This is a genomic window from Rhodococcus sp. IEGM 1330 (assembly GCF_033142445.1).
Classification (GTDB): domain Bacteria; phylum Actinomycetota; class Actinomycetes; order Mycobacteriales; family Mycobacteriaceae; genus Rhodococcoides.
In genome coordinates this window covers 307,375-327,538 of record NZ_JAWLSB010000001.1, presented here as the reverse complement: position 1 = coordinate 327,538, position 20,164 = coordinate 307,375, and the positions used below count along the sequence as shown (strand labels likewise).

The following is a 20,164-nucleotide window of genomic DNA, read 5'->3' as shown; positions in this document are numbered from 1 at the left end:
AGGCGCTACTTCGTCGGAAGTGCCGCGGCCTGCGGGTCGGGAGCAACACCGTCGTGCATCGTCAGGGCCTGGCCGCGCCCCAGAGTGGGACCACTGCCGAGCAATTGGAGTATCTGCCAGGGTGCGGGTGCCGGCGGTCCGAACCCCAGCGCCGACGCGGCCTCGGCACCGTCGACGCCGTAGCGCACTCCGGTGTCGGCCACGAAGAAGACGCTGCCCTGACGTGTACTCGACGTCGAGATGCCGGTACTGCGCACGAACCCGCCGCTACCGGGTGCCAGATAGACCTGGTCTACGGCGTCGCCGCCGCCATCGGCCTGAGCCAACGCAACCGGTTGTGCACCGTTCTGGAGCGGCAACCCGCGACCGGCGGACTCGACCAGTCGAGCCGACGGTCCGCCGTCGGCAACTGCGAGTGGCTCCCACGTCAAGCATCCGACAGGGCGCTCACTGGTGTCGACGATCGCGGGAGTGGTCGCCGGGAACGTCGAAACCTCCAGTCCGGAAGAGGTTTTGGGAGCATCCGCGAGCAGGTCGGGATTGACGGCTGCGATATCCGGACTGCCCTGCGAATCGGTGAATTTGATGAGCAGTGCCGCAGTTTCGTTGATCGCTTGGAGTCCGTCCTCGAGAACCACGTAGTACTGGACGTCGCGACCGGCGACCTGGACGACCGAACCGATCGTCCGGCCGTCGAACGGGAACCCAGGAGCCTCACCCGCTCGGGGAACGAACGGTGCTGCGACGGGTGGCGATTCGGGCACGGAATTGAGCAGACCGGCACTGACCGGGGACGGTGTCGCGTCCTCGAGTCCGAGTGCGCGGACCACTGCCCTGTTGTTCAGGTCGACCGGCGATTTGGTGCCGTCGTGCACAAGATATGAAGTGCCGTTGGATGTCCAGAGGAACGCCTCGGAATCGGCAAGCGCAGCCGTGTTTTCACCGTAGCGAGGATCGCCCACCACAACCGTTGTCGAGGTCACTCCTGCGATCGGATCGACGGTGTCGCAGACGGTCCACGATTGCGCGCTGCCGTCACCGTCGTGCGGCAGAGCAGACGGAGCACCTGGAATACCCACCAGCGCGCCGCGGGGTCGTGACGACAATTCGGATTCCTTGACCGTCAACGGGTTGTCGGGCTTGCCGACGATCAATCGAGCCGACGCGAGATTGAGCACCGGATGAAACACGTCGTCCACTTTCACGAACATCGCGGCCGAGTCCTTTCCGACCACGATCGACGCGTCGCCGATCTTGTCCTGTGGCCGAAACAGTGCCAGGGCAGCGCATCCCGCCAAGCCGATGCAGGCGATGACGACACCTACCAGCAGTGCCCGCGACTGCGACTTCATCGGATCGTGCAGCATCCGCACGTCGCGCCTGATCAGCGCGTGTTCCATTCTGCGGACGAGAAAGCGGTAACCGCCAACCTGCCACTTCGTTGTCGGCGTCGACGCCACGATTCCTCCCCAGGATTGCGGACGACCCGATCCCCGTTCGGGTCACGCGACACAGTACAGTTCGTCCGCACACCTCGGCGACCGCATCGGCGGTCATCGATGGGGCACTGCGACCTTCGGGGGGAGGGTTTCGATGACGCGTACCGGTTGGGCAGGGCGTGCGCGAGCCGCCGTTCCTTTCGTCGCGCCCACGGTTCGGCGGGTGATCGTGGCCGAGACCGCAGCCGTGGCGATCAGTCTGGCTCTGTTTGCGGCACAGGTGCGGCCCGGGTGGGCGCTGCTCGCCGCTGCGGCGGTAGCGCTCGTTCCGTTCGTAGCCGTTCGGCGCAGATCGGTCGTCGACTGGGTTATGGCCATCTGGCGGTTTCTCGCCGATCGTGCCCCCGCTGTCGGCGTGACCACGGAACACACCGACACCGCAGAGGGCCCGGTCGGGGTCCACTGGCAGCGCGACACCGTCACCTGCACCATCGAGATCGTCCCGCCCGAGCACGCCACCACGGTCCTCGGCAGGGCGAGCGCCGAGACGCAGTACGCGCTTCCTGTCGACGCGTTGGCGTCGTGTCTGCAACAGCACGACATCGCGGTCTGCTCGATCGACGTCGTCGCACTCGGTTTCCGCAGCTCGGCAGGTTCTGTCGCCACCGAGGTGTACGAGGGACTCATCGGTCCGCTACCGGCAGTAGCGGTGCGAACCGTCTGGGTGGCAGTCACTCTCGACCTGCGCGCGAATGCTCGGGCGATCGAGGTCCGAGGTGGGGGCAGGGCCGGGGCAGCCCGCACTGCTGTTGTGGCGACCACGCGTGTCCTTCGTGCTCTGCACGCCCACGGTCTGTCCTCGCGACTGTTGACGAGCTCCGAACTTCGGTCGGCTGTGTTGCACCTCTGCCGGGGTGTGAGCACCGACGATCTGACTCAGACTTGGTCGACAGCACCCCTGCCGGGTGCGTCGAGCACCGGATTCGGAATCGATTGCAGCGCACTCACTGCCGAAGACATCGCGACCCTGTGGGCAACACCGTCCCTCGGAACGACGATGTCCTTCCACCTGCAGCCGACCCACGATCCAGGAAAGATACGCGTCCGTGGGTCGTGCAGATTCGCCGCCCGGACACCGATCACGAAACCTCGTGTGCGCGCGTTGACCTCGATGAGCGGAAGTCAACGCGACGGCATCCTCGCCCAGCTTCCGCTGGCCGTACCCGCACCGAAGTCGTTGTCTCCCAGCCGAATTCTCGACGTCTCGACGGTCGACGAGTTGATGCTCCCGGTGAGCGGCTGCGGCCAGCTGCTGGGATCCGACGCCCGCGGACACGGTGTCGCGGTGCGGTTGTTCGGACCGGGGCTGACTCGGGTTCGAATCGTCGGAGAGCTCTATCTTGCTCAGCAACTGCTCTTCCGCGCCATCGCCACCGGTGCCAGGGTCCTCGTCCGCACCGACCGCCCCCACGCCTGGCGCGCGCTCCTCGACGCCATCGGCGCTCCCGATCGACTACTGGTCGACGGTACTACGTCCCGATCCCGCCCGTCGTACGACGTGATCCTCATCGACTTCGCCGACGGTTCGGCACCGCCTGCGCAACAAGGACTTTCGGGCGTCACCGTCATCTCGTTGTCCGAGCATGTGCCGCGGACCGGCCGCCCCGAAGAGGAGCGAAGCGTGCCGCGATCAGGGCCGGATCTGACGATCGTCCAGCCCCATGCGTCCGGTGATCGAATTCGAGTCCGGTCCGGTCCACTCGACGTCGAGTTGACACTGGTCACGATTCCTCGGGAGACGGCGTTCATCGGCCGGCCCCGGAGTCTGCGCCCCGCGGTTCGTGCATGACCGATTCTCAGCCGGGATAGTCGGCACGCCCACGAGCACCGGCCACCGCATCGGCCCACCACTCCAGCTGGTCGAGAAGACGCCCGAGAGCGTCGACGGCAGCGGCGTCGTCGATGCGTCCCGACTCGTCGAACCGCTTGCGCACCCGATGCAGCGACACGGCGTCTCGGACTGAGACCATATGCAGTTCGGCGGTGATCTGCCGTAGCTGTTCGGTGGCTCGGATTCCCCCGCCGAGCCCGCCGTAGGAGACGAATCCCACCGGTTTGCCTCGCCACTCGTACTTCACCGTGTCGAGCGCAGTCTTCAACGCACCGGGCACGCCGTGGTTGTACTCGGGGGTGACGAACACGAAGGCGTCGGCGGCACCGATGGTCCGGGTGAAGCGTTCGGAGTCCTCGCACGGAACGAGGGAATTCGGCAACTCGAAATCGGCCAAGTCGACGTCGACCACCTCGACGGTGGCGCGTTCGGCGGCGATACCTCGAACCCAGGCGGCAACGGCCGGCCCCACTCGACCGACGCGCACACTACCGACAACGACCGCGAGCTGTATCGGCTGCATCGCTCCGACAGTAGACCCGGTGGCGCTCGGTCAGCTCTCTCCCCCACAGCAACCGTCGCCGGTGATCGCCGACCGCACTTCTCGGGTGGCCGCGTTCCGGGCGGCCAGCTCGTCGGCCGGTGGATAGTCGACTCGAACCAAGGACAAGCCGTGCGCCGGAGCCACCGTCACCTCGCTCGCCCTCTCGCGAAGAGTCAACAGCGACCGCGCCCAGTCGGGAGTTCGGCGACCTTCCCCCACGGCCTGCATGGCACCGACGAGACTACGGACCATCGACCAGCAGAACGCGTCGGCGCTGACGTACGCGGTGAGGCGATCACCGTCTCGTTCCCAGTCGAAGCGCTGCAGTTCTCGCACCGTGGTGGCACCGTCTCGCCTCTTGCAGAACGCGGCGAAATCGTGCAGTCCGATCAGTGCCTGCGACGCCTCGCGTACTGCGTTCAGATCGATGGGCCTCGGCCAGGACACGACCCCGGCTACGTCGAGGGGGTCGACTCCATACAGTGCGGTGCTGAATCGGTACTCGTAGTGTCGGCGGTACGCCGAGAACCGCGCGTCGAAATCGCGGGAGACGGCACTGATGGCTCGCACTCGCACATCGGTCGGCAGAAACCGGGCCATTCGCCGTACCAGTCTGTCGTGATCGTCCGGAACGTCGACGGCATCGAAGTGTGCCACCTGACCCGTTGCGTGGACTCCCGCGTCGGTTCGCCCCGCCACAGTCAGCTCTATCGGTTGCCGCAGCACCGTTGAGAAGGCTTCTTCGAGCACTCCGCACACGGTGCGGATACCCGGTTGGCGCGCCCATCCGGAGAAGTTCGTGCCGTCGTAGGAGATGTCGAGCCGAAATCTGGTGGGTACCGAAAAAGCGGGCCCGCCTTCCCCTGAGGGAATGGCGGGCCCGCTTCGGTCGTGCTCGGAGCTCAAAAGGACTAGTCCTTCTTTGCTTCCTCGGCCTCGGGGGCGTCCGACGCGTGTGCGTCGTTGTCCTCGATGCCATCGATGACTGCGTCGGCGTTGGCCACCTCGGCGTCGGTCGCGTCGGCTTCGACAGCCTCGACGACGTTCTCGTCGGTCGCGTCCTCGGCCGGAGCCTCGGTTGCGGCGGGAGCAGCCTGCGAAGCCTTCACGCGGCGTGCGCGATCGGCTTCGTTGGACACCGTCTGCTCGTTGACGAGCTCGATGATGGCCATCGGCGAGTTGTCACCCTTGCGGGGGACGGTCTTGATGATGCGCGTGTAGCCACCGTCGCGATCGGCGAAGAAAGGCCCGATCTCGGCGAAGAGCTTGTGCACGACATCTTTGTTGTTGATCGTCTTGAGAACCTCACGACGATGCGCCAGATCACCCTTTTTGGCGTGGGTGACGAGCTTCTCGGCGTGGGGACGAAGGCGCTTGGCCTTCGACTCGGTGGTGGTGATGCGGCCGTGCTCGAAGAGTGACGTCGCCAGGTTGGCCAGGATGGCCTTCTGGTGCGACGCCGACCCGCCGAGACGGCGGCCCTTGGTGGGCTTGGGCATGATGAATCTCCTAGTAAGAGCTCCAGCGAGCTGATTACAGCTGTTCTGTCTCGGCGTAGTCCTGCTCGGCACCTTCGGTGTCGCTGAAGGAGCCGGCGTCGGTGTCACTCCACGTGCCCGTGGTGGCGTCGTAGCCAGGCACGGTGCTCGGATCGAACGACGCGGGGCTGTCCTTGAGGGAGAGGCCGAGCGAATGCAGCTTGACCTTCACCTCGTCGATGGACTTCTGCCCGAAGTTACGGATGTCGAGCAGATCGGACTCGGTACGACCAACCAACTCGCCGACGGTGTGAACACCCTCGCGCTTGAGGCAGTTGTAGGACCGGACGGTGAGGTCCAGATCCTCGATGGGGAGTCCGAAGGAAGCAATGTGATCGGCCTCGGCGGGCGAGGGTCCGATCTCGATGCCTTCTGCTTCGACGTTCAGCTCACGGGCGAGGCCGAAGAGCTCAACCAGGGTCTTGCCCGCCGAAGCGAGCGCGTCCCGCGCGGTGATGGAATTCTTGGTCTCCACGTCGAGAACGAGCCGATCGAAGTCGGTGCGCTGTTCGACGCGGGTGGCCTCCACCTTGTAGGTGACCTTGAGCACGGGTGAGTAGATCGAGTCGACCGGAATACGGCCGATCTCGGCACCCGATGCCTTGTTCTGAACGGCGGGGACGTAGCCGCGACCGCGCTCGACGACGAGCTCGATCTCCAACTTGCCCTTGTCGTTCAGGGTCGCGATGTGCAGATCGGGGTTGTTCACCGTGACGCCGGCCGGAGGCACGATGTCGCCTGCGGTCACAGCGCCGGGGCCCTGCTTGCGGACGTACATGGTGACCGGTTCGTCTTCTTCGGAGCTCACCACGAGGCCCTTGAGGTTCAGGATGATGTCGGTGACATCTTCCTTGACTCCGGGAACGGTGGTGAATTCGTGGAGGACGCCGTCGATACGGATGCTGGTGACAGCAGCGCCGGGGATCGACGACAGCAGGGTGCGGCGGAGCGAGTTGCCGAGTGTGTAACCGAAGCCGGGCTCGAGCGGCTCGATGACGAATTTCGAGCGGTTGTCGGCGATGACCTCTTCGGTCAGCGTCGGGCGCTGTGAAATGAGCATTGTGTGTTCCTCCTGTACGGGCGTCCGCTATTTGACGCCCACGTGTGGAGGCGAAGACGCATGTGAGCTTCGCGAGGAGACTCACATGCGTGCTGCGCCTTACTTCGAGTAGTACTCGACGATGAGCTGCTCCTGGAGCGGCACGTCGATCTGTGCACGCTCCGGCACCCGGTGAACCAGGATGCGAAGACGGTTGGGAACGACCTGCAGCCACGGTGCGACCGGACGATCGCCGTAGCTCTCACGAGCGATCTGGATCGGCAGAGTCTGCGCGGACTTCTCGCGGACATCGATGATGTCGTACTGCGAGACGCGGTAGCTGGGGATGTCCACTCGCTTGTTGTTAACGAGGAAGTGGCCATGGGTGACCAGCTGGCGTGCCTGACGACGCGTACGGGCCAGACCGGCACGGTAGACGACGTTGTCGAGACGGGTCTCGAGGATGGTCAGCAGGTTCTCACCGGTCTTGCCGGCGGCCCTGTTGGCTTCCTTGTAGTACAGACGGAACTGCTTCTCCATGACGCCGTAGGTGAAGCGAGCCTTCTGCTTCTCCTGCAGCTGGAGCAGGTACTCGCTCTCCTTGATCCGCGCGCGACCGTGCTGGCCGGGCGGGTAGGGACGACGCTCGAACGCCTGGTCGCCTCCGATGAGGTCGACGCGCAGACGACGGGACTTGCGGGTCATAGGACCGGTATAACGTGCCATTACTTAGTAACCTTTCCCTTTCCCGCTAGACCCGACGCCGCTTGGGCGGACGGCAGCCATTGTGCGGCTGAGGGGTGACATCGGAGATGGTGCCGACCTCGAGGCCAGCGGCCTGAAGCGAGCGGATCGCGGTCTCACGGCCGGAGCCGGGACCCTTGACGAAGACGTCGACCTTCTTGACGCCGTGCTCCTGTGCCTTGCGCGCAGCGTTCTCGGCTGCGAGCTGTGCGGCGAACGGAGTCGACTTGCGCGAGCCCTTGAAGCCCACGTGTCCCGAGGACGCCCACGAGATGACGTTTCCCGCGGGGTCGGTGATCGACACGATCGTGTTGTTGAACGTGCTCTTGATGTGCGCAGATCCGTGCGGGACGTTCTTCTTGTCCCTGCGACGCGTCTTCTGCGCCTTCTTCGGACCGGTACCGCGTGCTTTAGGGGGCATTACTTCGCCTTCTTCTTGCCGGCAATGGTGCGCTTGGGTCCCTTACGGGTACGCGCATTGGTCTTGGTGCGCTGTCCACGGACGGGCAGACCACGACGGTGGCGAAGACCCTGGTAGCAGCCGATTTCGATCTTGCGACGGATGTCGGCCTGAACCTCGCGGCGCAGGTCGCCCTCGACCTTGAGGGACTCGTTGATGTAATCGCTGAGCTTGCGCAGATCGTCGTCGCCGAGATCCTTGCTTCGCAGGTCGGGGCTGACGCCCGTCGCTGTGAGGATTTCCTTGGAGCGGGTACGGCCGACGCCGTAGATGTAAGTCAGTGCGATCTCCATGCGCTTTTCGCGCGGCAGATCCACACCTGCGAGACGTGCCATGTGGCATTTCCTTTTCTTGTCCGGAGGTCTGCTCCCAGTCCGTCCCCTGTGTCCTTCTCACCGCTGGGGTGTGAAGCGTCTTTCAACCAACTCAGTGGGGCCCCGGCCTCCGTGCCGGGGGTATGCCGCGACGCGTGTGTCACGGTTGGTGCTGGGAGGTCATCTTCTAGCTGTTGCCAAGCCGACGTGCGAAATGCTCGGTGGTTATCCCTGACGCTGCTTGTGACGCAGGTTGTCGCAGATCACCATGACGCGTCCGTTACGACGAATCACCTTGCACTTTTCGCAGATCTTCTTGACGCTCGGCTGAACCTTCACGTCGTTGATCTCCTGTGTGTAGCTCGGCCCCGCTGCATGCAGTGGCCCCGAGCATGGTTCTCCCCGACCGGACGTGGCCGGGGAAGCTCTTACTTGTAGCGGTAAACGATGCGTCCACGCGTGAGGTCGTAGGGCGAAAGCTCTACCACGACGCGATCCTCGGGAAGGATGCGGATGTAGTGCTGACGCATCTTTCCGCTGATGTGAGCGAGAACCTTGTGGCCGTTTTCTAGCTCAATGCGAAACATCGCATTGGGCAGCGGTTCGACAACTCGGCCCTCTACCTCGATAGCACCGTCTTTCTTGGCCATATCCTCCGCGATCCTGGCTCTCACACCTGGTTGATTGCATCTGTTTCCGTTACCGTGGTGCCCACTGATCGACCCGAGTGAACGAGCCGAAGTGTCGCCGGAACGGTTCGCAGCCCACCAGGGCACGCGAACATCCGGTACGCAGGGCGCACCGTCGATCCATGTTACCGGGTAATGCACGTCTGGCCAAATGCGTCGCTCGTCCATGCTCCAGGTCAACGGTTGCCCCAGTTCGATTCCCTGAGCTAGCGTTCTGCCGGGCTGCATCCCAGCCGCACAACTTCAGGCCGTCCCGATTGCGCTCGCAACGGCGGCCATGTCCGCGACGACGACTACAAGGCATCCCTCTCGAGCTCAGACACGCGCGCCGGCGACCCGGTCGCATCCGTCATCATCCCGGTTCACAACTCCAAGGATGTTCTCGACGATCAACTACGAGCTCTCGCTCGACAGGACTACGAGCATCCGTTCGCGGTGATCATCAGCGACAACGGCTCGACCGACGGCCTTCGCGAACACATCGAGAACCATTGCCTCCGTGGCGCGCTGGACCTGAAGTACGTCGATGCTGCGGGACATCCGGGCGCATCGTTCGCACGTAACAGGGGTGCAGACGCCGCCCGCAGCGAACTGCTCGCATTCTGCGACGCGGACGACGCGGTGCACCCGAGCTGGCTCCGGCGCATCCTCGCCGGCCTAGACGAGTACGACCTGGTCGGTACCGGCCTGGAGACGGAGACACTGAACTCCGCTTCCACGCGAGCATCGACACCTTTCGCACCGCCCTCGGACCAGGGCACGTCGACATTCCTACCGTTCGCCATCGGTGCCAGCATGGCGTGCCGCAGATCGACCTACCGTGAGCTCGGCGGCATGCTCGAGTACGTACACGCCAGCGAGGACATGGAGTTCTCGTGGCGCGCACAGCATGCGGGCCGTCGATTGCACTTCATCGCCGAACCACTGGTCTCGTACCGACTGCGTACCGGCCACCGGGAGAACTGGAAACAAGCAGGCGCTCTGGGGTACGGATCGGCTCACGTGCGCGGCCTCTACCGAGTACACGGCTGCCCGCCCTTCCGGGCACGCTCGATCTGCATCGCTCTGCTGATGCTCGGCGTACGAAACCCACTGCTTCCGACTGCAGTGACCAAGGTGCCCACTCGACTCTGGCTACGTCTGGTGGCTGCGCACCTCGGCCTGGTCCGCGGAGGTCGGCGCTACGGATCGTTGGCCTGGTGACCCTAGCTGGGTCGTAGAGTCAGGATCCGTGGCCCGTCCTCGGTGACGGCAACGGTGTGTTCCCAATGAGCGGATCGGGATCCGTCGGTGGTCACGACCGTCCACCCGTCGTCGAGAATGTCGGTGTCGTACGTTCCGAGGGTCAGCATGGGCTCGATCGCGAGAGTGGATCCGACGACCAGCTCCGGTCCCTTACCTGGCGCACCCTCGTTCGCGAGGAACGGGTCCATGTGCATCTCACGGCCGATGCCATGACCGCCGTACCCGTCGACGATTCCGTACTTGCGGCCGTGAGCCTGCTCGGCCGCGTGGGTTCCGGATTCGATGGCGTGCGACACGTCGGTGAGCCGGTTGCCGGGAAGCATCGCTGCGATGCCGGCTTCCATCGACAGCCTCGTCGCCTCGCTCAGCATCGCATCGGCCTCGATGATGTCACCGACACCGAATGTCCAAGCAGAGTCTCCGTGCCAACCGTCGAGAACTGCCCCACAGTCGATGGACACCAGGTCGCCTGCGACCAGGAGCTCGTCTGCCGACGGAATGCCGTGCACCACACGGTCGTTCACCGACGAACAGATACTGCCGGTGAAGCCGTGGTAACCGAGGAACGACGGCACAGCACCGGCGTCACGAATGACCGCCTCGGCCACTCGGTCGAGCTCGAGAGTCGAGACACCGGGTACCGCCGCTGCTCGGACGGCGACCAGAGCAGCGCCGACGACCGCGCCGGCCGCAGCCATGGCGTCGAGTTCGCCGGCACTGCGGAACGGCACGACCTTGCGTTTACGGCCGAACGCCATTACTTGCCGTGGTCCTCGATGGACTTCAGCGCGCGAGCGTTGACATCGTCCACCTCACCGATCGCGTCGACCGTGACGAGTTGGCCCTCGTAGTAGTCGAGCAGTGGCGCGGTCTCGTCCCGGTACACCTTGAGTCGGTTCCGGATGACGTCTTCCTTGTCGTCCTCGCGTCCACGCGAGAGCATGCGTTCGACGACGACGTCCTCGTCGACCACGAAGGACAGCACGGCGTCGAGCTTCGCGTTCAGATCCGCAAGGATATCGACCAGTGCCTCGGCCTGACCCACCGAACGGGGGAAGCCGTCGAGCAGGAAGCCGTTCACTGCGTCGGGCTCGGAGAGCCGACTGCGGACCATGTCGATGGTCAGCTCACTGGGAACCAGGTCGCCGGCATCGAGGTACTTCTTCGCTTCGAGTCCGAGCGCCGTCTTCTCACCGATGTTCGCGCGAAACAGGTCGCCGGTCGAGATGTGCGGAACGCCCAGCTTCTCGGACAGGAGGACGGCCTGGGTGCCTTTGCCGGCACCGGGGGGACCGAGCAGAACAAGTCTCACTTGAGGAACCCTTCGTAGTTACGCTGCATCAGCTGGCTTTCGATTTGCTTCACGGTATCCAGGCCGACGCTGACCATGATCAGCACGGCAGTACCACCGAAGGGAAGGTTCTGTCCTCCACCGGAGCTACCGATGTCGAGGAACAGGTTCGGGAGCACGGCAATGGTGCCCAGGTAGACCGCGCCCGGCAACGTGATGCGACTGAGGACGTAGTTCAGATAGTCGGCGGTCGGTCGCCCCGGACGAATGCCCGGGATGAACCCGCCGAACTTCTTCATTTCGTCGGCGCGCTCTTCGGGGTTGAACGTGATCGCCACGTAGAAGTACGTGAAGAAGACGATCAGGCCGAAGAAGATCGCGATGTACACCGGGTTTGCGGGGTTCACCAAGTACTCGTTGATGATGCGCTGCCACCAGCTCGGATCGACCGCGGTGCTCGCCGAGGTGAGCTGGGCGATGAGGTTCGGCAGGTACAGCAGCGAGGACGCGAAGATCACCGGGATGACGCCGGCCTGGTTCACCTTGAGCGGAAGGTATGTGGACGAGCCGCCGTACATCTTTCGACCGACCATGCGTTTGGCGTACTGGACGGGAATTCGGCGCTGACCCTGCTCGACGAAGACCACGCCGGTGATGATCAGGAACGCTGCGAAACAGACGAATCCGAACACCAACCCACCGCGGCTCTCGAGGATCGAGTTGCCCTCGGACGGGATACGCGAGGCGATTCCGGCGAAGATGAGCAGCGACATGCCGTTGCCGACGCCGCGCTCGGTGATGACCTCACCGAACCACATGACGACGGCTGCACCTGCGGTCATGACGAGCACGATGATGACGAGGCCGAAGATGCTCTGGTCGGCGATGATGTCCTGCTGGCATCCCTGAAGCAGTTGGCCGCGCGAAGCGAGGGCCACCAGGCCGGTCGCCTGCAGGATGGCCAACGCGATCGACAGATAACGCGTGTACTGCGTCATCTTGGCCTGCCCCGACTGTCCCTCCTTGCGGAGTTCTTCGAACTTCGGGATGACGACGGTGAGCAGCTGCACGATGATGCTGGCGGTGATGTACGGCATGATGCCGATCGCGAACACCGAGAGCTGAAGGAGCGCTCCACCGGAGAACAGGTTGATCAACGAGTAGATGCCCGCCGAGTCTCCACCGGAGACCTGGTCGATGCATGCTCGGACATTGGCGTAGTCGACACCCGGCGACGGCAGCGTGGCACCGAAGCGATACAGGGCCACCAGACCGAGCGTGAAGAGGATCTTCCGTCTCAGGTCAGGAGTCCTGAGGGCCGACACGAAGGCGGAAAGCAAAGATCCTCCTGGCACGACTGCGTTGACGCTGCGAGTGCTTCGTCGGGAGCACAACTGGTGCTCCCGTGAGCCTCACGAGCATGGACTGCAGGCGACATGCGTCGCCCGCATCGAAACGAACTTCTGTGAACTCTAGAACTCTAACAGTGCGTATCGAACCGCCCGACGGTCAGTGTTGGACCCTGTCCGTTCGGTCGACCTCGACACATGGTGCCGAGGCAACGATGGCCGCAGCTCAGCTGCGAGAGCTGTGGCTGCGGCCATCGTCACGAACTGCTGCTCGATGCGCTGCTACTCAGCACATCGAAGCAATGCTCATACCTCGGTTGCAGAACCGCCGGCAGCGGCGATCTTTTCCTTGGCGGAGCCCGTGAACTTGTTGGCCGAGATCTCGACCTTCACGGTCAGGTTTCCGTCGCCGAGAACCTTGACGAGTTCGTTCTTGCGAACGGCACCCTTGGCGATGAGCTCGGGGATACCGATCTGACCGCCCTCGGGGAACAGACGCTCGATGTCGCGCAGGTTCACGACCTGGAACACGACACGGTTGCGGTTGGTGAAGCCCTTGAGCTTCGGGAGCCGCATGTGGAGGGGCATCTGGCCACCCTCGAAGCGTGCCGGCACGTTCTTGCGTGCGCCGGTTCCCTTGGTACCGCGACCTGCGGTCTTGCCACGCTTGCCACCTTCACCACGGCCGACGCGAATCTTCGTCGACTTGGATCCGGCTGCGGGGCGCAGGTGGTGCAGTTTGATGGTCATAGTTAGACCTCCTCAACAGTTACGAGGTGGCGCACCGTGTTGACCAGTCCGCGGTTCTGCGGGTTGTCCTCGCGGACGACCGTCTGGCGGATGCCCTTGAGCCCGAGAGTACGCAGGCTGTCACGCTGGTTCGCCTTCTGGCCGATGGTGCTCTTGATCTGGGTGACCTTCAGCTGAGCCATTACTTCACCGCTCCTGCCTGTGCGCGTGCGCGCAGCATTCCGGCGGGTGCAACCTCTTCGAGGGTCAGGCCGCGGCGAGCCGCAACTTCCTCGGGACGCTGCAGACCCTTGAGGGCTGCGACGGTCGCGTGCACGACGTTGATGGCGTTGTCGCTACCGAGCGACTTCGACAGCACGTCGTGGACACCGGCGCACTCCAGCACGGCACGCACAGCACCACCGGCGATGACGCCGGTACCGGCGCTGGCCGGACGCAACATGACGACGCCGGCTGCGGCTTCGCCCTGGATGGGGTGCGTGATGGTGCCGGCGATCATCGGGACGCGGAAGAAGCTCTTACGAGCCTCCTCGACACCCTTCTGGATGGCCGCGGGAACTTCCTTGGCCTTGCCGTAGCCGACGCCGACCAGTCCGTTGCCGTCACCGACGATGACGAGGGCGGTGAAGCTGAAGCGTCGACCACCCTTGACCACCTTGGAGACGCGGTTGATCGTGACGACCTTCTCGATGAAGTTCGACTTGTCCGCAGCGTTGCCGCCACGGCCGTTGTCACGACGGTCACGACCGCCACCACCGCGGTTGTCGCCGCGCTGGTTGTTGTCGCCACCTGCGTTGGGGCCACTGTTCTGTCCGGCGGGGCCGCTTCCGCCGTCACGCCGTTGACGTCCCGGCATCAGGCTGTCCTTCCGTTGTCAGTCATTGTCATCATCAGAACGTCAACCCGCCTTCGCGGGCTGCTTCTGCGAGTGCCGCGATGCGGCCGCTGTAGTTGTTGCCGCCGCGGTCGAACACGACTGCCTCGACGCCGGCTGCCTTCGCGCGGCTGGCGATGAGCTCGCCGACCTTCGCGCTGACGGCCTTCTTGTCGCCCTCGAGGGCGCGCACATCGGCTTCGATGCTCGACGCGCTGGCCAGCGTGTGGCCGGCGAGGTCGTCGATCAACTGCACGTGGATGTGACGCGAGGACCGGTTGACGACCAAGCGGGGACGCTCGGGCGTGCCGGAGATCTTCTTGCGAAGGCGGAAGTGACGACGTGCCTTCGACAGGCGACGCTTCGTCGAGACGTCGGTGCCACGCGGAGTGCGCTTGACGACGTTCGCCTTGTCTGCTGTTTGCTGGCTCATATCACTTACCCGTCTTTCCGACCTTGCGGCGGATCACTTCACCCTCGTAGCGGATGCCCTTGCCCTTGTACGGGTCCGGACGCCGCAGACGACGAATGTTGGCAGAGATCTGACCGACCTTCTGCTTGTCGATGCCGACAACGGTGAATCGCGTGGGCGACTCGACCGTGAACGTGATGCCCTCGGGTGCTTCGATCAGCACGGGATGGCTGTAACCGAGTGCGAACTCGAGGTCCTTGCCCTTGAGTACGACGCGGTAACCGACGCCGTGAATCTCCATCTTGTTGGTGTAACCGTTGGTGACACCGGTGATGAGGTTCGCGACGAGAGTGCGCGAAAGTCCGTGCAGTGCACGGCTCTTGCGCTCGTCATCGGGCCGGGTGACGGCGATGGTGCCGTCATCGGCGCGAGCGATCTGGATGGGCTCGGCGACCGTCAGGTTCAGGGCACCCTTGGGGCCCTTGACCGCAACGTTCTGGCCGTCGATGGTGATATCGACTCCAGCGGGGACCGGTACCGGCAATTTTCCAATACGTGACATGGTGGTGGCCTCCCCTACCAGACGTAGGCGAGGACTTCTCCGCCCACACCCTGCTTGGCCGCCTGACGCTCCGTGAGCAGACCTGTGGACGTGGAGATGATCGCCACGCCCAGGCCGCCGAGAACCTTGGGCAGATTGGTGGATTTTGCGTATACCCGGAGACCGGGCTTGGAGACGCGTCGCACGCCGGCGAGGCTGCGCTCACGGCTCGGGCCGTACTTCAGATCGACGATGAGGGTCTTGCCCACCTCGGCGTCTTCCGTGCGGTAGTCGGAGATGTAGCCCTCGCGCTTGAGGATCTCGGCGATGTTCGCCTTGATCTTCGAGTGGGGAAGCTTCACCTCGTCGTGGTACGCCGAATTGGCGTTGCGCAGACGGGTCAAGAAGTCTGCAATTGGATCGGTCATCGTCATGGTGTGACCTGTGCACCTTTCTCGCAGCGGTTCCCATGCAGCACGCGCGAGCTGGTGCCCCTGGATTCTCGAAAACCCGGCGGGCCTGGCTCGTCACATCGTGGGCCTACAACGAAGTGAACATGTCCTGACCGACTGTTGCCGGTCAGGGGTTGCGCTCCAAGCAATGCATCGCTGCACTGCCAGGTGTTTCGAGCTTCCGCATTTCGATGCTGACGTACGGAGAACTCGAGGTTGCGTTCTGTATTGCAAGGACTCGCGTGCAGGCACGACGAAGCCCGGGCAACCGCTCTAGTGTAGGGAACCGGGTGCCATTCTCAAAATCGGTCGTGGTACGAGCCTTAGGTGTCTCTTCGCGGGACTGTCGCTCGAACCGAGGTCGAGGTGGTCGGACTCGTGCCGTAGCCTTCCGACATCATTCCATCGCTCCGGGGGGTTCGATGCGTACAACTGATTCCATTGCCAAGACGGTCGACGTCCGACCATGGCCGGATTCGTCCCGCACGACGCTGTGAAAGCCGATCCCGATCGGATCCGCCGTGCCTCTGCTCGGATGTCCGGCCTCGCCGATGCACTCTGGGACGACATCGACCTCGTCCGCCGAGACGCCGAAGAGTTGATGGAATCCTCCTGGACGGGCAACGCGGCCGATTCCCATGCAGTTCTGTGGGCGGAGTGGGTCGATTCGGCTCGGAAGATATGCGGCGCGCTCAACGAGGACGCGTGGCTGCTCGACGGCATTGCAACCGAGTATTCCGCAACGGACAACGTGATCGATGAACACGTGGTGGATACCGGCCTTCGGTTGGACCGTTGATGGCGCGCTACGTCGCCGACGTCGAGCAGATTCTCGCTCTGGTCGGTCGCGCGCACACAGTCGGAGCCACGATCGAATCGGCTATCTCCGATGTCGAGCGCGAGGTGAACGATCTCGGCATCGAATGGGAGGGCGAAGCGGCCGAGGCGCACCGCTCGAAGCACGAGCTGCTCCGGCAGGAATTGAACGATATGCGAACCGGGCTCGCCCAACTCGGCACGCTGGCGCGAGGCGCCCATGATCGCTACCGCTCAGCCGTGGACCACAACAAGCGAATGTGGCCCTGATGGCCCCGATCAGCGTCGACCCGGACATCTTTGCCGAAGCGGCCTCCCAATACGGAAGCGCCAAGACGATCTCGAGCGGCGCGATAGCGGAACTCGCCGCAGAACTCGACCGCAACTGGGGCTGCGCAGGCACCGACAACGCCGGAAAGTCCTGGGCAGGCAGTTACGATTCCGCGGCATTCGAGGCAGTTTCCACAGCAACCGACATCACGAATGCGTTCGGCAAACTCCATGATCTGCTGGCGGCAACCGGCGTCAACCACGCCAACGCAGAGAATGCGAACACCGTTCCGTCGCCCCCACCGCTGCCCGCTCCCCCACAACTTCCTCATACGAATACACCGCAGTTCAACGGTTCCTACGGCGGCGACACCGACGCCCCGATGGGGTGGGGGCTGATCACGCGGTGGCTACAGGGCCACATGTGGCCCAACGGCGATCCGGACAAAATGCGTGGCCTCGGAAGTGCGTGGCGCACCGCCGCCGAGGAGCTACGCCGAGCGAGCGACGCCACGAACTCCGCATGGACCGACATCGAGGAACTTGCCTCCGACGAATTGCCGCAGGTCCTCGCCCAGATGGACGGCGTCTACATCGCTGCGCACAACGTCGCCGACCAGTTCGACGCCCTTGCGAGAGCATGCGGCGAATGGGCCACCACCATTCAGGATGCTCACCAGAGCGTCATCGATATCGTGGGGACGGCCATCGTGGCCGGCACGATCGCCGGTGCAGTTGCCGCCTTCTTCACCCTCGGTGTGGGAACGGTCGCCGTCACGGGCGCAACGGGCAGCATCATTGCCGGAAGTGTCATCGCCGTCCTCACCGGAGTGGAAGCGGCGTCGGCAATTGCCGTCGGTGTCACCGTGGCAACCGGGGCGGCGGCCATCGGAATTGCATTGGACGTGCAACCGCTCCTCGAAGCGAGTCCGACGACATTCCACGCAAACACTGGTGGAGGAAATTGGCACTACCATCCCGCGCCCCGGGGCGGTCTGCCAGGCTTTCCAAACGCCACACGAGGAAAACCGCTCAACCGCAGAACGCGGTGGACTGACGACAAAGGGAACATCTACGAATGGGATAGCCAGCACGGCGCAGTCGAGAAATACAGCAAGAACGGCAAGCACTTAGGCGAATTCGATCCGAATACCGGAGCACAAACCAAGCCCCCAGATCCCACTAGAAAGCCTGGTCGATGACCAACCGAGGCCCGACATCCTGGTAACTCGAACCTGAGTCGACGCCGGTTCACGACCGCTCGAGAATAAGGCAGCACGGTCTGACTACTACCAACAAGGAGAGGACAATGTGGTACTTGGAATCATACGATAACCAAACCGATTTGATCGCGGACAGCTATCTCCTGACTGCTATCACCGGAGACGAAATCAGAGAACTGATTGACGTCGACGAAAGTGAACTTCCACTAGAAATGGGACCGTACCCAGTCGCATTGGCCGACGTGCCGAAGTTCGCCAAGTACATCGAGGGCGATTTCAGAGTCAGCTCCGATAATGAATACTTCATCGGCCTGTTCACCGACTGAGGAATGGGCAATGCGATACGTGGGAGGCGAACTACTTGAGAGTGGAGCACACGTGATACCAGAATCTATTCGACTGATCGAGCGATTGCCGGTCACACGGAACGCGCTTGTTCTCACTAAATTCTGAAAACTAAGATGTGGCTCCTAGAGAAATTCGATAAGACTACCCATCTCCTTGCGGGCGAATATTTCCTTCACGACATGTCAGCTGACATAGTCGAGAAAATTCTCGGCGCAACAGACGCCGAGCACGAACTTCCCATTGGGATTCGTCAGCACGATGTTCCACTGTACAAGGCATCAGAGTTTGCAGCTTTCATGGACGAAATCTTCATTCTCGACGAGAACTGCGAATACGAAGTTGGCTATTCTTCAGACTGACGATCACCGAACAACATGTCATGCACCGACTTACAGCGTGACAAACTCAGCTACCACCGAACGCCGCGCCCCGGTTCGCCGACGAGAATCCGCCGAGGATCCTGGGACAATTCGCCGATCTCGGCGCCTCGTTCCATCGCAACATGAACAGACCACGACGCGGCCTGACCACACCACATTGCGTCCACTTCTTCGCTAACGTCGGACCATGACGGACTCGAAGGCAGTCGACATCGACCACCTCACCCACACTCTGCGCGACCGCAACATCGCCGGGGTGACCATCGGCTGGGTCGACAACAACGGCATTGTCCGATCACGCACCGTGCCCACCGCAGAATTGACGGCAGTCGCACGACGCGGAGTAGGAGTCACCGCGGTGTTCGCAGTGTTCGATTCGCACGACGGGATCACGTTCGCCCACGATGGATTGTCGACGCCGTCCGGCGATGTGCGGTTGATTCCGGTGATCGACAACGCGTCGAGCGTGGTCGGGCTCGCCGGCCAACCGGGGCTTGCCTGGGTACACGGCCGGCAGCTCTCGGCGGACGGCTCTCCCTGGCCCTACGATCAGCGGGCCGTCCTCGAGCGCCAGGTGCAACTGGCCGCCGATGCCGGTTTCGAGGTGCGGGCCGGATTCGAGATCGAGTTCGCCCTGACTCGCGAATCGGACGGACTGTCCGCTCATCGCGGACCTGCCTACTCCGCGAACGCCGTACGCGACGTCGACGAATTCGCGGTGCTGCTGCTCAACGCGCTTGCCGCGAACGGTCTGAGCATCGGCCAGATTCACGCCGAGTACGGCGCTTCCCAACTCGAGATCGCGCTCAGTCCACTCGATCCGCTTGCCGCGGCCGACGCACAGATCCTCGCGCGGCAGACCATCCACTCAGCGGCACGAGCTCTGGGTCTGCGGGCCAGCTTCGCTCCCCTGCCGTCGTCGAGCAGTGCAGGGAATGGTTGGCATCTGCACACGTCCCTGGTCCGCGACGGTCAAAACGCGCTGACCGGCGACGGAGAGCACGGGTTGTCCGACACCGGGCGTTCGTACATTGCAGGCCTGGTTCGAGAACTCCCGGGAATCGTCGCCATCACCGCACCGAGTTCGGGGTCGTTGCTGCGCCGTCGACCCGGCTATTGGGCCGGTGCCTTCGGATTCTGGGGCGTCGAAAACCGGGAGGCTGCAGTGCGGCTCGTACCGGCCACGCCCCTTCTCGGCTCGGAGCACACCAACGTCGAGTTGAAGGCATGCGATGCGTCCGCCAATCCGTATCTGGCGCTGGCCGTCACGATTGCGGCCGGCCTGTCGGGAATAGCGGATTCGGCGCAGTTGCCGCGACCGGTTCAGCAGGACGTGGGTGGCTGGGACGACGCACGTCGCGATGCCGCGGGTATCTCCCCACTCGCGACGACCCATGTGCAACAACGTGAGAACCTACTGTCGTCTGCACTGGTCGCGAAGGTGTTGGGCGAGGAACTTCTCGGCGCGTTCGTTGCCTGCCGGGACGCCGATGCAGCGTGGGCGGAGAGTCACACCGAGGACGAACTACTCGAATCGCTGCGATGGATCTACTGA

27 protein-coding genes are annotated in these 20,164 nt (G+C 63.5%); 8 read left to right on the top strand and 19 right to left on the bottom strand.

Annotation, left to right across the window (positions count from 1 at the left end; all coding sequences use genetic code 11):
* Positions 1–5: 5 nt before the first annotated feature.
* Positions 6–1,460 (bottom strand): type VII secretion protein EccB, encoded by a 1,455-nt coding sequence (gene eccB, locus R4P57_RS01410; protein ID WP_317801103.1) that lies wholly within the window; start codon positions 1,458–1,460, stop codon positions 6–8.
* Between the two features lie 133 nt (positions 1,461–1,593).
* Here eccB and eccE point away from each other — a divergent pair, with 133 nt between their 5' ends.
* Complete coding sequence (eccE, locus tag R4P57_RS01405; RefSeq protein WP_317801102.1) at positions 1,594–3,288, top strand: type VII secretion protein EccE; 1,695 nt, start codon at positions 1,594–1,596, stop codon at positions 3,286–3,288.
* Between the two features lie 7 nt (positions 3,289–3,295).
* Here the strand turns inward: eccE and R4P57_RS01400 are convergent, their stop codons facing one another.
* From R4P57_RS01400 to infA, 9 genes are all read right to left on the bottom strand, one after another.
* Positions 3,296–3,853: an NAD(P)H-dependent oxidoreductase gene (locus tag R4P57_RS01400; protein WP_317801101.1), complete on the bottom strand. Its 558-nt coding sequence runs from the start codon at positions 3,851–3,853 to the stop codon at positions 3,296–3,298.
* Between the two features lie 30 nt (positions 3,854–3,883).
* Complete coding sequence (gene truA / locus R4P57_RS01395) at positions 3,884–4,780, bottom strand: tRNA pseudouridine(38-40) synthase TruA (RefSeq protein ID WP_411742261.1); 897 nt, start codon at positions 4,778–4,780, stop codon at positions 3,884–3,886.
* A 5-nt stretch (positions 4,781–4,785) separates the two neighbouring features.
* Positions 4,786–5,373 (bottom strand): 50S ribosomal protein L17, encoded by a 588-nt coding sequence (rplQ, locus tag R4P57_RS01390; protein WP_032397527.1) that lies wholly within the window; start codon positions 5,371–5,373, stop codon positions 4,786–4,788.
* Between the two features lie 34 nt (positions 5,374–5,407).
* Entirely contained in the window at positions 5,408–6,472 is a 1,065-nt protein-coding gene (locus R4P57_RS01385; protein WP_008718222.1) for a DNA-directed RNA polymerase subunit alpha, read from the bottom strand.
* A gap of 99 nt (positions 6,473–6,571) precedes the next feature.
* Complete coding sequence (gene rpsD, locus R4P57_RS01380; RefSeq protein WP_283278638.1) at positions 6,572–7,177, bottom strand: 30S ribosomal protein S4; 606 nt, start codon at positions 7,175–7,177, stop codon at positions 6,572–6,574.
* A 25-nt stretch (positions 7,178–7,202) separates the two neighbouring features.
* Positions 7,203–7,616: a 30S ribosomal protein S11 gene (rpsK, locus tag R4P57_RS01375; protein WP_027496331.1), complete on the bottom strand. Its 414-nt coding sequence runs from the start codon at positions 7,614–7,616 to the stop codon at positions 7,203–7,205.
* Positions 7,616–7,990: a 30S ribosomal protein S13 gene (gene rpsM, locus R4P57_RS01370; protein ID WP_008718227.1), complete on the bottom strand. Its 375-nt coding sequence runs from the start codon at positions 7,988–7,990 to the stop codon at positions 7,616–7,618. Before rpsM ends, rpsK begins: the two co-directional genes overlap by 1 nt.
* Positions 7,991–8,194: 204 nt before the next feature.
* Positions 8,195–8,308 (bottom strand): 50S ribosomal protein L36, encoded by a 114-nt coding sequence (rpmJ, locus tag R4P57_RS01365; protein ID WP_025347279.1) that lies wholly within the window; start codon positions 8,306–8,308, stop codon positions 8,195–8,197.
* Positions 8,309–8,397: 89 nt separating this feature from the next.
* Positions 8,398–8,619, bottom strand: coding sequence for a translation initiation factor IF-1 (gene infA, locus R4P57_RS01360; RefSeq protein ID WP_005140011.1), 222 nt, complete (start codon positions 8,617–8,619; stop codon positions 8,398–8,400).
* 261 nt (positions 8,620–8,880) lie between these two features.
* Here infA and R4P57_RS01355 point away from each other — a divergent pair, with 261 nt between their 5' ends.
* Entirely contained in the window at positions 8,881–9,861 is a 981-nt protein-coding gene (locus R4P57_RS01355; RefSeq protein ID WP_317801656.1) for a glycosyltransferase family A protein, read from the top strand.
* 2 nt (positions 9,862–9,863) lie between these two features.
* Here R4P57_RS01355 and map read toward each other — a convergent pair whose 3' ends face one another.
* The 9 genes from map to rpsH all read right to left on the bottom strand — a co-directional run bounded on the left by map (position 9,864) and on the right by rpsH (position 15,554).
* On the bottom strand, positions 9,864–10,661 hold the full coding sequence (map, locus tag R4P57_RS01350; RefSeq protein WP_032397529.1) for a type I methionyl aminopeptidase: 798 nt from the start codon (positions 10,659–10,661) through the stop codon (positions 9,864–9,866).
* Entirely contained in the window at positions 10,661–11,215 is a 555-nt protein-coding gene (locus R4P57_RS01345; protein ID WP_317801099.1) for an adenylate kinase, read from the bottom strand. Before R4P57_RS01345 ends, map begins: the two co-directional genes overlap by 1 nt.
* A complete protein-coding gene (gene secY, locus R4P57_RS01340; RefSeq protein ID WP_314142371.1) occupies positions 11,212–12,534 on the bottom strand; it encodes a preprotein translocase subunit SecY in 1,323 nt (440 codons plus the stop codon). The genes R4P57_RS01345 and secY overlap by 4 nt, the downstream gene beginning before the upstream one ends.
* A gap of 315 nt (positions 12,535–12,849) precedes the next feature.
* Positions 12,850–13,293 carry a 50S ribosomal protein L15 gene (rplO, locus tag R4P57_RS01335; RefSeq protein WP_008718253.1) on the bottom strand — a complete coding sequence of 148 codons (444 nt, stop codon included), beginning with the start codon at positions 13,291–13,293 and terminating at the stop codon, positions 12,850–12,852.
* 2 nt (positions 13,294–13,295) lie between these two features.
* Positions 13,296–13,475 (bottom strand): 50S ribosomal protein L30, encoded by a 180-nt coding sequence (rpmD, locus tag R4P57_RS01330; protein ID WP_008718256.1) that lies wholly within the window; start codon positions 13,473–13,475, stop codon positions 13,296–13,298.
* Positions 13,475–14,149: a 30S ribosomal protein S5 gene (gene rpsE, locus R4P57_RS01325; RefSeq protein WP_032365630.1), complete on the bottom strand. Its 675-nt coding sequence runs from the start codon at positions 14,147–14,149 to the stop codon at positions 13,475–13,477. Before rpsE ends, rpmD begins: the two co-directional genes overlap by 1 nt.
* A gap of 34 nt (positions 14,150–14,183) precedes the next feature.
* Positions 14,184–14,600: a 50S ribosomal protein L18 gene (rplR, locus tag R4P57_RS01320; protein ID WP_317801097.1), complete on the bottom strand. Its 417-nt coding sequence runs from the start codon at positions 14,598–14,600 to the stop codon at positions 14,184–14,186.
* 1 nt (position 14,601) lies between these two features.
* On the bottom strand, positions 14,602–15,141 hold the full coding sequence (gene rplF, locus R4P57_RS01315) for a 50S ribosomal protein L6 (RefSeq protein WP_317801096.1): 540 nt from the start codon (positions 15,139–15,141) through the stop codon (positions 14,602–14,604).
* Positions 15,142–15,155: 14 nt separating this feature from the next.
* Positions 15,156–15,554 carry a 30S ribosomal protein S8 gene (gene rpsH / locus R4P57_RS01310; RefSeq protein WP_317801095.1) on the bottom strand — a complete coding sequence of 133 codons (399 nt, stop codon included), beginning with the start codon at positions 15,552–15,554 and terminating at the stop codon, positions 15,156–15,158.
* Between the two features lie 484 nt (positions 15,555–16,038).
* Between rpsH and R4P57_RS01305 the strand changes: the two genes are divergently transcribed.
* From R4P57_RS01305 to R4P57_RS01280, 6 genes are all read left to right on the top strand, one after another.
* On the top strand, positions 16,039–16,371 hold the full coding sequence (locus R4P57_RS01305) for a WXG100 family type VII secretion target (protein ID WP_317801094.1): 333 nt from the start codon (positions 16,039–16,041) through the stop codon (positions 16,369–16,371).
* Positions 16,371–16,658, top strand: a complete 288-nt coding sequence (locus R4P57_RS01300) for a WXG100 family type VII secretion target (protein WP_317801093.1) — start codon at positions 16,371–16,373, stop codon at positions 16,656–16,658. Before R4P57_RS01305 ends, R4P57_RS01300 begins: the two co-directional genes overlap by 1 nt.
* Complete coding sequence (locus tag R4P57_RS01295; RefSeq protein ID WP_317801092.1) at positions 16,658–17,860, top strand: colicin E3/pyocin S6 family cytotoxin; 1,203 nt, start codon at positions 16,658–16,660, stop codon at positions 17,858–17,860. Before R4P57_RS01300 ends, R4P57_RS01295 begins: the two co-directional genes overlap by 1 nt.
* Positions 17,861–17,967: 107 nt before the next feature.
* On the top strand, positions 17,968–18,207 hold the full coding sequence (locus R4P57_RS01290; RefSeq protein ID WP_032387001.1) for a hypothetical protein: 240 nt from the start codon (positions 17,968–17,970) through the stop codon (positions 18,205–18,207).
* Between the two features lie 201 nt (positions 18,208–18,408).
* Positions 18,409–18,588: a hypothetical protein gene (locus R4P57_RS01285; protein ID WP_317801091.1), complete on the top strand. Its 180-nt coding sequence runs from the start codon at positions 18,409–18,411 to the stop codon at positions 18,586–18,588.
* Positions 18,589–18,796: 208 nt separating this feature from the next.
* On the top strand, positions 18,797–20,164 hold the full coding sequence (locus tag R4P57_RS01280; RefSeq protein WP_317801090.1) for a glutamine synthetase family protein: 1,368 nt from the start codon (positions 18,797–18,799) through the stop codon (positions 20,162–20,164).